The sequence below is a fragment of the Hominimerdicola alba genome (assembly GCF_900109655.1).
Classification (GTDB): Bacteria; Bacillota; Clostridia; order Oscillospirales; family Ruminococcaceae; genus Hominimerdicola; species Hominimerdicola alba_B.
In genome coordinates this window covers 311,525-325,810 of the sequence record NZ_FOAT01000001.1, presented here as the reverse complement: position 1 = coordinate 325,810, position 14,286 = coordinate 311,525, and the positions used below count along the sequence as shown (strand labels likewise).

15 protein-coding genes are annotated in these 14,286 nt (G+C 46.2%); 3 read left to right on the top strand and 12 right to left on the bottom strand.

Features of this window, described 5'->3' with window-relative positions; all coding sequences use genetic code 11:
- Window positions 1-23 precede the first annotated feature (23 nt).
- Both BMY75_RS01575 and BMY75_RS01570 read left to right on the top strand, forming a co-directional pair.
- The gene (locus BMY75_RS01575; protein ID WP_074828705.1) at window positions 24-539 is read left to right on the top strand and encodes a hypothetical protein; all 516 of its coding nucleotides are present in this window, start codon (window positions 24-26) and stop codon (window positions 537-539) included.
- The gene (locus BMY75_RS01570) at window positions 526-2,535 is read left to right on the top strand and encodes a class I tRNA ligase family protein (protein ID WP_074828702.1); all 2,010 of its coding nucleotides are present in this window, start codon (window positions 526-528) and stop codon (window positions 2,533-2,535) included. Before BMY75_RS01575 ends, BMY75_RS01570 begins: the two co-directional genes overlap by 14 nt.
- Before the next feature lie 433 nt (window positions 2,536-2,968).
- Here BMY75_RS01570 and sigE read toward each other — a convergent pair whose 3' ends face one another.
- From sigE to BMY75_RS01510, 12 genes are all read right to left on the bottom strand, one after another.
- Entirely contained in the window at window positions 2,969-3,673 is a 705-nt protein-coding gene (gene sigE / locus BMY75_RS01565; protein WP_081350418.1) for an RNA polymerase sporulation sigma factor SigE, read from the bottom strand.
- A gap of 14 nt (window positions 3,674-3,687) precedes the next feature.
- Entirely contained in the window at window positions 3,688-4,518 is an 831-nt protein-coding gene (locus BMY75_RS01560) for a sigma-E processing peptidase SpoIIGA (protein ID WP_074828697.1), read from the bottom strand.
- Between the two features lie 139 nt (window positions 4,519-4,657).
- Window positions 4,658-5,533 carry an alpha/beta hydrolase gene (locus BMY75_RS01555; RefSeq protein WP_074828694.1) on the bottom strand — a complete coding sequence of 292 codons (876 nt, stop codon included), beginning with the start codon at window positions 5,531-5,533 and terminating at the stop codon, window positions 4,658-4,660.
- Between the two features lie 3 nt (window positions 5,534-5,536).
- On the bottom strand, window positions 5,537-6,946 hold the full coding sequence (locus BMY75_RS01550) for an aminopeptidase (RefSeq protein WP_074828691.1): 1,410 nt from the start codon (window positions 6,944-6,946) through the stop codon (window positions 5,537-5,539).
- A 20-nt stretch (window positions 6,947-6,966) separates the two neighbouring features.
- Window positions 6,967-7,728 carry a lytic transglycosylase domain-containing protein gene (locus BMY75_RS01545; protein WP_074828687.1) on the bottom strand — a complete coding sequence of 254 codons (762 nt, stop codon included), beginning with the start codon at window positions 7,726-7,728 and terminating at the stop codon, window positions 6,967-6,969.
- Window positions 7,709-8,323 (bottom strand): dephospho-CoA kinase, encoded by a 615-nt coding sequence (gene coaE / locus BMY75_RS01540; RefSeq protein WP_074828684.1) that lies wholly within the window; start codon window positions 8,321-8,323, stop codon window positions 7,709-7,711. The genes BMY75_RS01545 and coaE overlap by 20 nt, the downstream gene beginning before the upstream one ends.
- Window positions 8,320-9,336 (bottom strand): L-threonylcarbamoyladenylate synthase, encoded by a 1,017-nt coding sequence (locus BMY75_RS01535; RefSeq protein WP_074828682.1) that lies wholly within the window; start codon window positions 9,334-9,336, stop codon window positions 8,320-8,322. The genes coaE and BMY75_RS01535 overlap by 4 nt, the downstream gene beginning before the upstream one ends.
- 25 nt (window positions 9,337-9,361) lie before the next feature.
- Complete coding sequence (locus BMY75_RS01530) at window positions 9,362-9,763, bottom strand: VOC family protein (protein ID WP_074828679.1); 402 nt, start codon at window positions 9,761-9,763, stop codon at window positions 9,362-9,364.
- Window positions 9,763-10,842, bottom strand: coding sequence for a peptide chain release factor 1 (gene prfA, locus BMY75_RS01525; RefSeq protein ID WP_074828677.1), 1,080 nt, complete (start codon window positions 10,840-10,842; stop codon window positions 9,763-9,765). The genes BMY75_RS01530 and prfA overlap by 1 nt, the downstream gene beginning before the upstream one ends.
- A 56-nt stretch (window positions 10,843-10,898) precedes the next feature.
- Entirely contained in the window at window positions 10,899-11,087 is a 189-nt protein-coding gene (locus BMY75_RS01520; RefSeq protein ID WP_074828675.1) for a DUF951 domain-containing protein, read from the bottom strand.
- 18 nt (window positions 11,088-11,105) lie between these two features.
- Window positions 11,106-11,615: a hypothetical protein gene (locus tag BMY75_RS01515; protein ID WP_139199662.1), complete on the bottom strand. Its 510-nt coding sequence runs from the start codon at window positions 11,613-11,615 to the stop codon at window positions 11,106-11,108.
- Between the two features lie 255 nt (window positions 11,616-11,870).
- On the bottom strand, window positions 11,871-12,638 hold the full coding sequence (locus tag BMY75_RS01510) for a zinc-ribbon domain-containing protein (protein ID WP_074828670.1): 768 nt from the start codon (window positions 12,636-12,638) through the stop codon (window positions 11,871-11,873).
- A 281-nt stretch (window positions 12,639-12,919) separates the two neighbouring features.
- Between BMY75_RS01510 and BMY75_RS01505 the strand changes: the two genes are divergently transcribed.
- Window positions 12,920-14,188, top strand: a complete 1,269-nt coding sequence (locus BMY75_RS01505) for a diaminopimelate decarboxylase (protein WP_074828667.1) — start codon at window positions 12,920-12,922, stop codon at window positions 14,186-14,188.
- Window positions 14,189-14,286: the final 98 nt, after the last annotated feature.

The following is a 14,286-nucleotide window of genomic DNA, read 5'->3' as shown; positions in this document are numbered from 1 at the left end:
GACAAGGAAAGAAGAGACAATATATGACGTTTATTGGTGTTTCAGCCGCAGTGTATCTTATTGCGGCGGTATTGCTGAGAAAAGTGAGCAAAGATGCTATTGCCTGCGGTATATGCATATTTTTGCCCGTGATAGTCACTACAGTGATGATAACATCCTCAAGGACACCGTCAATGCGTGGTGTAGGAAAAGCCGGTGGGCTTTTTGCAGTGCTGATATTTATGTTTGCATCAGTGCCGACCTATTTAAGCGTCACCTGTATAAGAGAGCTGATAGCTGAGGGCGGCAGCGCTTCACGCAAGGCGATAATATGGCGTATCATCGGAGTTGTGACTTGTGTCCCGCTGTCGATATTCATTAACCGCAAGATAGCAAAGCCTTTTACTTATTATCTGCACCACACGACTATACTGACATATATACTTCTGGCAGTTACGTTTGCGGTGGGAGTATTTCTTATTATAAAAGGACATCAGCATAAGCGATATATATCAAATTTAATTAAAATGAAAGAGATGAATGAAAATGGCAAAGAATAAAGAGGGCGGAAAGCCTTTCGAGATACCTCGTCCCGAATTCCCCAAGAGGGCTGTAATTACGGGCGGTATGCCTTACGGCAACAAGGAACTGCATTTCGGCCATGTGGGCGGAATGTTCGTTTTCGCGGATACTTTTGCAAGATTCCTCCGCGACAGGATAGGCAAGGAGAATGTTCTCTTCGTGGGCGGTACTGACTGCTACGGCTCACCTATCGCTGAGGGCTGGAGAAAGAAAGTCGCTGACGGCGAGTTTGAGGGTTCGCTCACCGATTTCGTTCAGAGAAATCATGACAAACAGCAGAAGACCCTTGATGACTACGGCATCTGCCCCGATATCTTCGCGGCTTCGGGTCTTGGAAGAAGCAAGGAGATACACGCGGAGGTCACTGACTGGTTCATCAGCAGCCTATACAAAAAGGGTCAGCTGAACAAGATAAGCACCATGCAGTTCTATGATGAAAAAGCAGGCTGTTTCCTCAACGGCAGACAGGTCATCGGCAAGTGCCCCATCGAGGGTTGTACCTCTGAAAAGGGCTACGCTGACGAGTGCGATCTCGGTCATCAGTATATGCCCGAGAACCTCATCGACCCTGTCAGCACACTGACAGGCGAAAAGCCTTCAATGCGCCCTGTTACAAACTGGTATTTCAAGCTGAGAGATTACGAGGAACTTCTGAAAAGCTGGATAGAGATGCTGAAAAAGCGCAAGGACGTTCGTCCCGTGGTATGCAAGACCATCGAGGAATTCCTGAAGCCTCCCGTTATCTACATCAAGCGTGAATATGAGGAAAAGTACCTCTCGCTGAAAGATACCATGCCCGAGCACGAGTACTTCGAGGAGCCTAAAAAGCCCTCTTTCACCGTACAGTTCAAGACACTTTCCGACTGCGACGAGGCTGTTAAAGTCCTTGTCAACAACGGCATACGCTACCGTACAGGCAAGACTCTTGTTCCTTTCAGACTGACAGGCAACATCGAGTGGGGCGTTCCTGCGCCTGTTATGGACGATGTTGAGGGTTTGACCGTTTGGGTATGGCCTGAATCCCTGTGGGCACCTATCTCATTCACCCAGACCTACCTTGAACAGCAGGGCAGAAGCAGAGATGAGTGGAAGAACTACTGGTGCAGCAAGGAAAGTGGCGTTTACCAGTTCATCGGACAGGACAATATCTATTTTTACGGTATCGCTGAGCCTGCAATGTGGATGGCACAGCAGGAATCCGATGTGAAGACTGCCGACCCCTCTGAGGGCGAGATGCAGATGCCTACAATTATCGCTAACCATCACATTCTTTTCCTCGATAAAAAAGCTTCAAGCTCAGGCGCTGTTAAGCCCCCTATGGCTGACGACCTGCTGAATTTCTATACCCCCGAACAGCTTCGTATGCACTGGTTGGGTCTGGGACTGGGTCAGAGGTCGGTAAGCTTCATGCCAAAGCCATACAATCCCGATGCAAAGCCGGAGGATGCTGATCCTGTTGTCAAGGACGGTTTGCTGCTTTCCAACGTATACAACAGAATGGTGCGTACCGCTTTCTATACCACACAGAAGCATTTCGACGGCGTTATGCCTTCAAACACCCCAAGCGAGCAGATACTTGCCGAGGGCAAAAAGGCTGTTCTGGATTACGAGAGACATATGTCGAAGTTCGCATTCCATCAGTGCACATACGTGCTGGATAGCTATATCAGAAACGGCAGCAAGTACATGGCAAAGACCATAAAGGAAGATACTCCCGCTGAGGAGCTTTCGCAGGCGCTGGCAGACCTTTTCTACATGATAAAGATCGCCGCAGTGCTGTTGCATCCGATGGCACCCTTTGGTACCGAAAAAGTACGAGAGTACCTGCAGGTCGGCGAAGAGCTGTGGAGCTGGGATAACATCTTTGAGCCTCTGACATTCTTTGTTGGCGAGGGTCATAAGCTGAAATTCCTGCCCCCGAGAACGGACTTCTTTACAAGACACGAGAGCCAGTTTGAGACAGCGGAGAAGTAAGCGAAAAACACTTGAGCGTTAACTGCCAAAGAGGAGAGCTTTTTGCCAAGTTTTTCGCGAATAGCTTGACCAAATGAAAGTTCAGCGATTTTTTGTAGCTGAGCTTTCATTATATTAGACAGGCTTTTGTAATTGTATAACTGCTCGCACCTACATCTTCAATGTCTAATGAAGTATAATAAACTCCAAGTAACACCATGGAAGTTCATTGGAGTATATTAGACACGGAGGTAACAGGTATGGACAAAACAACATCTATCACAACAGTCAAAAAAGAAATGCAGCTTCAGGAATGGTCATCAGAGATCGAAGCGCGGTAGGCAAGCAGGCTGACGATCAGGGAATGGTGCGCAGAAAACGGGATCAAGCCAAACACATATTACAACCGATTAAGAAAATTACGGGATCTATGATATGCTGAACTTTTATTGGTTCAGCATATTTTTTCAAGATTCTCACGTATAGCTTTCAGTGTCTTCTTTTCCAGCCTTGATATGTAGGACTGGGATATCCCAACGGTCTGGGCGACTTCTTTCTGGGTCATCTCTTTTCTGCCGTTGAGCCCGAAGCGCATTTCCATTATCATTTTTTCACGTTCGCCAAGCTTGCCTATCTCACGGCGGAGAAGTGTCTTTTCGACCTCGCTTTCGATACCCTTGTGGACAGTATCTTCGTCAGTTCCAAGGATATCCGAAAGCAGAAGTTCGTTGCCGTCCCAGTCAGTGTTGAGGGGTTCGTCGATTGATATCTCGCTCCTGCGCTGTGAAGCTTTCCGCAGGAACATTAGTATCTCGTTTTCGATACACCTTGAAGCATAGGTGGCAAGCTTGATGTTTTTATCGGGACGAAAAGTGTTCACCGCCTTTATCAGCCCGATAGAACCTATGGATATAAGGTCTTCAAGACCTACTCCAGTGGCTTCAAATTTCTTTGAGATATACACCACCAGCCGAAGATTGTGAACTATCAGCAGTTCGCGGGCTTTCTTTTCATCGGTGGCAAAAAGCTCAAAGGCGCGGGCTTCTTCTTCCTTTGTAAGCGGGGGAGGGAGCTGCTCGGCTCCGTTTATGTAGTCAACGCTGTGGGCATCTTCCAGAAGTTCCATCACCCAGCGGTTAAGTTTGTTCAGAATGTTCATCATCTTATCTCCTTTCATTCAAGCAAAGCGGGGTCGAATATCGCGCGGCTGTGGTCATTGTCAGCGGGTTTTATACCGACACAGCATCTTATATCGCAGCTTTCGCCGCTGTCATCTGTGATGGTGACATTGCCTTTTGACGTAACGTGAAGCAGTCCGCCGCCGTTTATGGTGGAGTAGGGTGTCAGGCGAAATCCTGCACGCATACCGTTGGCTGGGTCATCAAGAGCGTAATGGCGGTACATATCATCACAGCAAAATATCACCACGGGTAGCCCTGTGAAACTGTCGCAAAGCCTGTTGCCAGTGTCAGCCACCGCAGGCAGAGTGACTTCGTAATCACCGCATCTGAAAATGGCTTCATAGCGCACGTTTTTTGCAAACACTCTCCGTTTTACGGTCTCGGCTACGGTCAGCAGGACGTAGGCTGTGATCAGCGCGGCGGCAAGCTTCAGAAGAGATATGTCAAAATATGCTGTGAAGTTTCGGACGTATATGCGCTTTGTATCGGATATCTCCCAGTACATGATGATCAGCCCTGTGTAGACCATGCGCACAGCCATAAATACAGCAAGACTTCTCACAAAGTCTGTTGCTCCACGCAGTTTCATTGCGATGATAAGTGTCAGCATGATGCCGAATGCTTTTGCGATGGTTATAAGAAGCGCACCAACGAATGTATCTCCGTCGGCACATATTAGCAGAGACATGAGCCCTCCTAATAGACAGGCTGCAAACACTCTGCTGCCATGCAGTTTTCGGTGCATCAGCGCCGCTGTTGTATGCAGATATACATACTCCACCAGACAGCTTGTAACTATGAGCACATCGGCATATATCTTCATTTTTTCACCGCCCTTTGCTTGTCTGTATATATCATACTCCGTGAGGTGAAAGAAAACTGTCGGATATTATCGGTGTCAAAAGTCGAAAAAGTACAAAAAATCTCCCTGCCGCGATGTGCTCGAAGCAGGGAGAGATTTTTTATGCAATTGAGTTCTTTTCAAGAAAATCCGAGAACAGCGAAGCCAGTTTATCGGGGATAAAAGCGTACATCATGTGACCTTCGTCAAAAATATGCACCTCGGAATTGCATTTTTCGCTGTAATCTTTAGCCGCCTGCTGCCATGTCAGGGCTTTAACAGGGGATTTCATATTGCTGACAGCGAAGCAGGCAGGGCATTTCAGATAGCCTGTGCTGTCGGCTTTTGCGGCATTTGCTTCCGCGAGTATTGATTCTTCAGAAACCGCAGGGCTAGTGATGTTCTTGTAGTAGACCTCTTCGTAGGTCTTTTTTTCTTCATCGGTAAGCTCGTTGCCGCTCAGCAGACCTGACGCATTCACCGTCTTGTTCCTGAGCAGTTTGTCTAACAGACCGCGCTTGGCTATCTTCTGCATGAGAGCAGCTGATTTTTTCACCATAGCTACCTTTTTCTCATGAGGTATCTGTGCTGCCTGCGCTTTCATCATGTTGGGAAATCCCATATCCAGCCCAAACACAGCCTTGACCTCATCGGGATAGGTGTTTGCCCACCATATGGCTTCAAAACCCGAATAAGAATGGGGTACCAGCACATAAGGCAGCTGGATATCCAGCGCTTTAAGGGCGGCACGGCTTTCTTCGGCAAGATTTTCGACCGTCCTTTCGGTCTTGGCTTCTCCGCTTAGTCCGTAGCCTGCTTTTTCAACCACAGCTATCCTGTATCGGTCGGATAATCTGCGGTATAATGGCTTATACTCCAGGGCGGGACAACCAACTCCCGAGCCCGCCATAAATACCAGGGTAATACTGCCGCTGCCTTCGGTATAAACGTTTATCTCTGTTTCCCCGACCTTTGATTTTGTTCCGTAGTTCTGCATGGCTTATTTATCCTCAAAGAATACCTTGAAAGCCTTGTAAGCCATATAGTTATCAAGCTTTGAGGTTATCTCGAATGGGGCGTGCATGGAAAGCACGGGTACGCCAACATCGATAACATCAAGGTCGAGATTTGCTATATACTGGGCAACAGTTCCGCCGCCGCCTGCATCGACTTTGCCAAGCTCGCCTGTCTGCCAGATAACTCCGTTTGCATCGAAGAGTCTTCTTATCCTGCCAACAAATTCAGCAGAAGCATCGGATGTGCCCGATTTGCCCCTTGCTCCTGTGAATTTAGTTGCAACAACGCCGTAATTCAGCTGTGAGCAGTTGCGTATCTCAAAGGGCTCGATGAATGTGGGGTCAACAGCGGCATTAACGTCAGCGGAAAGGCACTCGGACTTGCTCATGACATTTCTGCCGTTTGCGCCGTATACCGCAGCAAGATCGCTGATAAAGTAGGGAAGATACGAGCTGTTGAGACCTGTGTTGCCGTCGCTGCCTGTTTCTTCCTTGTCAGTGAGGACTGTCATGCAGGTGTATTCGGGCTTTTTCAGCTCCAGTATAGCCTGCAGGGAAGAATAAGCGCAAACTCTGTCATCCTGTCCGTAAGAACCTACAAGGCTTCTGTCGAAACCAACGTCAACAGCCTTGAATGCGGGAACAGCTTCAAGCTCAGCGGAAATGAAATCAGCCTCAACTATGCCGTATTTTTCGTTCAGTATAGCCATAATGTTCAGCTTGACCTTGTTGGATATCTTATCGTCCTTAAAGGGTCTTGAACCTACGATGATATTCAGCTCCTCACCTGTTATGAGCTTTGGTGCTGGTCTCTTGTACTGCGATTCAGCCAGATGGGGGAGTATATCGCTTATGCAGAATACTGGGTCGCCCTCGTCCTCGCCTATGCGTACTTTTACGGTTGTGCCGTCAGCCTTGATTATAACACCGTGGAGTGACAGGGGCACGGTAGGCCACTGATACTTCTTGATGCCGCCGTAATAGTGGGTCTTGAAGTAAGCTATCTCCTTGTCCTCGTAGAGGGGGTTCTGCTTCAGGTCAAGTCTGGGGGAATCTATATGAGCAGCTGCAAGCCTTATGCCCTCTGATATATTCTTTTTGCCCATAACGGTGAGTATAACAGCCTTTGCTCTGTTAACAAAATAGAACTTGTCGCCCGACTTGTACTTCTTGCCGCGTACATAAGCCTTGAAGCCTGCAGCTTCAGCCTGCTTAACTATTTCCTCTGTTGCTTCGCGTTCGGTTTTTGCGGTGTTGAGGAACTTTTTGTAGCCCTCGTTGTAGCTGTCGATAGCTTCTATCTCTTTGTTCTCGGTTCTCAGAACTCCGTTTTTGGGCTTTGAGAGTATCTTTTCTGCAAGCTCCTCAGCTGCTGATTTTTTCTTTTCTGCCATTAGTAAAACCTCCTTGAAAGTTAATATGTTTCGTCAAAGCTCTCCGATACTTCGGATTCAAGCTCTTCTGCTGACTCGTCCTCGAAGATACTGTCGATACCGCGTTCGGAAAGTATCTTTTTGTAAGCCGAGTAAGCGTCATTTATCTTGTTCACGTAATGTGAAGTCTGGTCATTTTCTTTGGGAATATCATTCACATCGAATTTCTCGGCTTTTAATGTACCGTCTTCCAGCCAGCTGTCAACCTGTCCCATTCCGCAGTGGTATGCAGCTGCTGCAAGGTCTATGGAATCGTCATATCTTTCCATAAGAAAGCTGAGATAATATGTGCCATACTTGATGTTTGTCTCGGGGTCATACATATCGTCATAGCTTTCGCTGTCGTCATCAAGCCTGAATTTCACCCAGTCGTAGGCATCTTCCATTAGCTGCATAAGACCTCTCGCGCCTACTTCCGAAGTCGCTTGGTGATCAAAATTGCTCTCGACCTTTATCACCGAGAAGACAAGCACAGGGTCTACCTGATATTCTTTGCAGTATTTCAGAACATATTCTTCGTAATCAGTTGGATATGTAAATCCGTGGGGAACATAATCTTTGGCTTTTTCAGTGACATCTTCAAGTCCTTTGCTGATACTTCTTTTAAGCAGAAATACAGTTAGCAGAACTATTCCTAAAGCAAATACTATGCCTAATATAACTACTATCCAGTCACCTGCGGAGTTTTTCTTTTTTCTTTTTCTCTTTGGAGCCGAAGCTCTTCTATTTGTTTTTGTTGCCAATTTTATCTTCCTTTATTTTGTCTATTATTTCAATTGTCTGTCTTACAGCGTCCTCGCTTTCACCGTTATTTCTTATCACGAAATCGCTGTTCTCTTCAAAAAATCCCTGACCGTGCTGTGAAGCGAATCTGTTTTTTACGCTTTTCTCATCAAGACCGTCGCGGGCAGTTATACGCTGTAGCCTTATATCTTCGTCAGCCGTTACCGATACGATGATATCGCATTTTTTGTCAGCACCTGCTTCAAACAAAGTTGGTGCGTCAAGAAGTACATATTCATAGTCTATGCTGTACTTTGCTATTTTTTCATCCAGAAGTTTGTCGATGTACCTGAATATAACCGAGTTTAGGGTATCAAGTTTTTTTCTATCAGCGAAAACTATACTGCCAAGGGCACGTCTGTCCAGCGTGAGGTCATCATCGAAACATTCGGGGAATATCTTTGCAAGTTCAAGATTGCAGTCGCTGCCTGCTTCGGTGACTTCTCTTGCTGCCATATCGCAGTTTATAACACCGAAACCATTATCCTCAAACACTTGAGATACCAGTGTTTTGCCTGCACCGCTCTGTCCTGTCAGACCTATCACAACGCTCATAGATGTATCACCCTGAATGCAGCCGCTCGCAGAAGTCTGTTGTAAACCGCAAGACCAACGCCTGTCTTTCTCGGGCACCTTGCCCAGACTTTTTTAGCACCCATATCGTCAAATCCACGCAGAGCATCAAAAAGCCGCTGTGCCTGTTCTTCGTCCGTTGCACCAAGGATCGTTTTTCTGTTAGGGAGTCCATCAGCATCAGCTTTGGTGAATACCATCAGCACATCGTCCTCTGCGGCATTGGCTTTGCAGAATTCATTGAATTCCTTGCTGCTGCCGTCGATTATAGTGACCTCTGCTTTTGGTGCGTAGTGCTTGTATTTCATGCCGGGGCTCCTGACTTTTGCGCCCTCGCCCAGCATTTCTAGCACACCCTTATCAACAAGAACATTATCTGTAACTTCTTTTAAGTCTTCCACCGAGATGAATCCCGGGCGCAGAAGCCTTATGGCATCGCCCTCAAAGCTTATTACAGTGCTTTCAACACCTACTCCGCAGGCACCGCCGTCAACAATGGCGGGTATGCGTCCGTTCATATCTTTGAAAACGTGCTGTGCCGTAGTAGGGGAGGGACTGCCCGATAGATTTGCCGATGGTGCAGCGATGGGACAATCGCTCGCCTTGATTATAGCCCGCGCAGTATCATTAGATGGCATTCTTATACCCACCGTATCCAGTCCGCCGCTGGTGACCATTGGTATCTTATCCGATTTTGGCATTATCATTGTCAGCGGTCCTGCCCAGAATTTTTCCGCACATTTTTCAGCAAGCGCGGGTATCTCCGTCACAAGAGGTTCAATCTCATCAAATGTGCTTATGTGCACTATCAGGGGATTGTCGGCTGGTCTGCCCTTTGCTGCAAAGATCTTTCTTACAGCATCTTCGTCAAAGGCATTTGCGCCAAGTCCGTAGACGGTCTCTGTGGGTATTCCCACGACTTCGCCCGCTTTTATAAGCTCCGCTGCTTTTTTTACCGAAGCTTCATCGCTGCCAAGCAGTTTTGTTTCAAACATTTCAAAACTTCTTTCCCATCAAATATCATCGCTCAAAGGGTTTGCCGAATGAGCCTATCTCTATCAGATTTCCTTCAGGGTCTGCTACGTAGCAGGTGCGCTGTCCCCAGGGCATAGTCCTCGGGGGCATAACTGACTTTGCACCCATTTCTGTAATTCGGGAGTACTCTGTGTCGACCTCGTCAAAGGTATCGACATACAGCGCTATCTCCGAATGTCCGTTCAGACCCTTTATATATTCGTAACTGTGATCCGTCATCTTTTCAAAGTCGCTTCGCCCATAAAGCAGGAATAGTGTGCCGTCTTTGATAAGATATACATTTTCCGTGTCCTCTGATTCCTTTATCTCAAATCCGAGAACATCGCGGTAAAACCTTATCATCGCGGGCATATCGCTGACTAAGAGCCCGAAGCCGTCAAGATGCATCACTGCTCCTCCTGAGCGGCAAGCTTTGCAGCCTGATCAGCAGTTGCAAGTGCATCGATGACCTCATCCAGATTGCCGTTGAGTATCTGCTCTAGCTTGTAGAGTGTCAGCTTTATGCGGTGGTCTGAAATACGGCTTTCGGGGTAATTGTAAGTTCTTATCTTCTCAGATCTGTCGCCTGTGCCCACCTGTGAACGCCTGTTGGAAGCTATCTCATCCTCCTGGGCTCTTACCTTTTCGTCATACAGCTTTGAACGTAGCATTTTCAGCGCTTTTTCCCTGTTCTGGAACTGGGATCTTTCGTTCTGGCATTCCACAACTGTACCTGTGGGAATGTGTATAAGTCTTACAGCTGATGAAGTCTTGTTGATGTGCTGTCCGCCTGCACCCGAGGAACGGAAAACTTCCATTTTGATGTCTCTCTCCTCGTTAAGTTCCAGTTCAACTTCTTCAGCTTCGGGAAGAACTGCCACCGTAACGGTAGATGTGTGTACTCGACCCTGAGATTCGGTCTCTGGCACACGCTGTACGCGATGTACGCCGCTTTCGTATTTCAGTCTTGAATACGCACCCTGCCCCGATACTGTAAAGGTTATTTCCTTGTAACCGCCCAGCTCGGTCTCATTTGCGCTCATTACCTCTATCTGCCAGCCTTTCTGCGCCGCATACATGGAGTACATACGGTACAGCGAATTTGCGAACAGCGCAGCTTCCTCGCCGCCTGCACCGCCTCTTATCTCAATGATAACGTTTCTGTCATCGTTGGGGTCTTTTGGCAGAAGAAGTATTTTCAGTTCTTCTTCAAGACGCGCCATAGCCGCCTTGGATTCGGCATACTGCTCCTGTACCATCTCTTTCATATCAGCATCAAGGCTGCTGTCAGAGGACATTTCCACCGCTTCATCGAATTCTGCTTTAGCCTTGTCGTACTCGCGCAGTGCCTCAACAACAGGTTCAAGATTTCTGTACTCTATCATAAGCTCGGTGTACAGCTTGGAGTCGTTAACTACCTCGGGCTGCATGAGCTTTTCATTTATCTCATTGAATTTATCTTCAAGTGCTCTTAATTTATCAAACATAGCTATTGCTCCTTTTTACTTACTTAAAATGTTCAGCTTATCATATAAAAGCATAGCTATGATTCCGCTTCGCGTATTACGGATCTTACATTTTTTTCAGCCTTGCTGCGTGGTATCATGAACTCCCGTCCGCAGCCGACACAGCGAAGCTTGAAATCCATACCCGAGCGCAGCACCATCATCTCGTTGCTGCCGCAGGGGTGTTTTTTCTTCATAACAAGCCTGTCGCCCTTGATGATATCCATCACGCTTCACCGTCCTTTTCAAGATAATTCTAAATTTATGATCTCTTCTTCATAGCCGCATTTTTCGCATTTTAACGTCATTGTCAGCCAGTTGAATGCCTCTGTGAAGTCTTCCTCGCGGAATTCATCGGGAAATTCTTCTACACATTCTTCGATGAACTGTTCTTTGTCTTCAAGTTCTATGCCGATATCGGTTTTGAATACCTCCGCTCCGCATTCATGGCATATAACAGGGGACATTCTTTTATCATTGACAGTTTCGTATGAATGGCAGGCAAAGCCGTCATACCCATGTACTGACTGATCGAACAGCAGGTGAGTTTTGCCGCACCCGATACACTCTGCTGATACCTTTATGCCGAATTTCCAGTCATCTTCACGGGTATTATCAAGACCAAAACAGCGAAGTTTCATCTTATCACAGCCGCAGGAACATCTTACCTGCCCCGTAATACCAGCGCTGTCAGATTTGCTGTCATCAACAGCAATAAGTCCCCGCAGATGACGCGGAAGCAATTCCTCAGCCATATCACACCTCGCTCTGAAAACGTTTGTCTTGTAAGAGAGATCCATCAACTCAATGCGCAAAAAAGATCATTACTAACATCCGCGCAAGTCTACATTATTTTATTATATCATCCTTTAGGTATATTTGCAAGACTGTTTAACAAAATTAAGATAATTTTAAAATAATGAGAAATATTGTTTTGTTAAGAAAACTTTTGGACTGGGATGTTTTTCATTACAAAAAAAGACTGCCGCGTGTGCAGCAGTCTTTATCATTTAGTAGAAGTTTTGTGGGCTTTTGGGTTTATCAAAAATATAATTGATCAAACAAGAGATCAATGCCAGTATCACCATCAGCATACATAGGACGTATCCGAATTTGGTGTTTACTTTCAGATAATTCCCCAGACCTTCCAGGTCGGTTTTACCGTCGGTGATATATCGCTTGGCAAAGTCCGATTTGAATATGATAAGACATATTATGCTTACCAGTGAACAGCCTGCAGATATCAGTGTGAACAGCTTCTTTCTTTTCAGGAACAGGATCACACATCCAGCTATACAACAAATGGCAGTTATTATCAGCCAAGGATTAGCTCCTTCTTTTGAACCGTATTTTTCGCCTGAATCGGTTGTAGTTGTTTTTTCTTCCCTCTGATCGAATCCCGAACCGGTCTTTACGTTCTTGTCGCTTATGGTAGATGGGAATATAAGATTATAACCCTTGTATACGATCTCAAAGGTATAATCTTCACTTGTATCCTGACCCGTGAGACTTGCTGCAGTAGATGCATCACATGATACTGACATGAACGGGAACAGGAAACATACCAGAGCAGCAAGGAATGCGATCTTTGCTATCAGTCTGGTGGGGATTTTTACGACAGTCTGATTGACAGCAGCTACTCCTCCCGAGACAGGTGCTGCAATTGCAGGCTGTCCGTACATAGGCTGCTGCACTGCCTGAGCACTTGTGGGTTTACCGCACTCGGGACAGAATACCGATCCGTCGGGGATATTATTACCGCAATTTGGACAAAACATATTCTTACCTCCAAATAAGTTTATTGAATTGATTATATCATAAAATCCATTAAATGTCAATAATGATTTTTTTATTTCTGTAATAGCGGTTATTTGCCGAAAATTCGGGCTTTCACTAATAATCGGATCATTATATGCTTTCGTGCAAACGGGTTTATACCCTTATTTTCAGATATCTTTTCAAGACGGTTCATTAAATTATCTATTTTCTATTGACTTGATCTGAAAAAAATGTTATTATATAAAAGTACATTTATTTTTTCAGAAAAGGACGATGATATATGAAGAAACCATTTATTACAAAAGAAAAGGCAGAGGAGATAATCAAGGCTTATCCTACTCCTTTCCATATTTATGACGAAAAGGGTATCCGCGAGAATGCCCGTAATCTCTACAAGGCATTCAGCTGGAACAAGGGCTACAAGGAGTTTTTTGCTGTTAAGGCTACTCCTAATCCTTATATCCTCAAAATACTTCAGGAAGAGGGCTGCGGAGTTGACTGTTCTTCAATGACAGAGCTCATGCTCAGCGATTGCTGCGGCTTCAAGGGTGAGGATATCATGTTCTCTTCCAACGTTACACCTGCTGAGGAGTATGTTAAGGCACGTGAGATGGGAGCTTTCATCAATCTTGATGATTTTACCCATATCGAGTTTCTCGATAAGCTCTGCGGTATCCCCGAGACTATCTGCTGCCGTTACAATCCCGGCGGAACTTTCTCCATTTCCACAAAGATCATGGACAACCCCGGCGATGCAAAGTACGGCTTCACCCATGAGCAGATAATCGAAGGTTTCAAGATACTGAAAGCAAAGGGCGCTAAGTACTTCGGTCTTCACGCTTTTTTGGCTTCCAATACCGTTACAAACGAGTACTATCCGAAGCTCGCTCGTATACTGTTCGAGCTGGCTGTTGAGATCAAGGAGAAGACAGGCGTTGAGTTCAAGTTCATCAACCTGTCAGGCGGTGTAGGTATTGCTTATGAGCCCGACAAGCCCCAGAACGATATCTTTGCTATCGGCGAGGGTGTACACAAGGCATTCGATGAGATACTTGTTCCTGCCGGTCTGGGCGATGTTGCTATATTCACCGAGCTGGGCAGATATATGCTGGCTCCCTACGGTCATCTGGTTACAACTGTTAAGCACTTCAAGCATACCTACAAGGAATACGCAGGTGTTGATGCTTGTGCCTGCAACCTGATGCGTCCTGCTATGTACGGCGCTTACCACCACATCACTGTACTTGGCAAGGAAGACAAGCCCTGCGACCACAAGTACGATGTTACAGGAAGCCTTTGCGAGAACAACGATAAGTTTGCAATCGACAGAATGCTGCCTGAGCTGGAGATAGGTGATATCCTCGTTATCCACGATGCCGGCGCTCACGGTTTCTCCATGGGTTACAACTACAACGGCAGACTCCGTTCTGCTGAGATACTTCTGAAGGAAGATGGCGATGTTCAGCTTATCAGACGTGCTGAGACTCCTGCAGATTATTTTGCTACATTTGATTATACAGGCATAGTTGACAAGTATCTGAACAAGTAAAAGGTTTATGGTGGCTTATCATGGTCGAGATCGACTTTTAGCCGATACATGATATGCTTACCGAGTATGCGTTGACTTTATAATAACAATAAAAACTC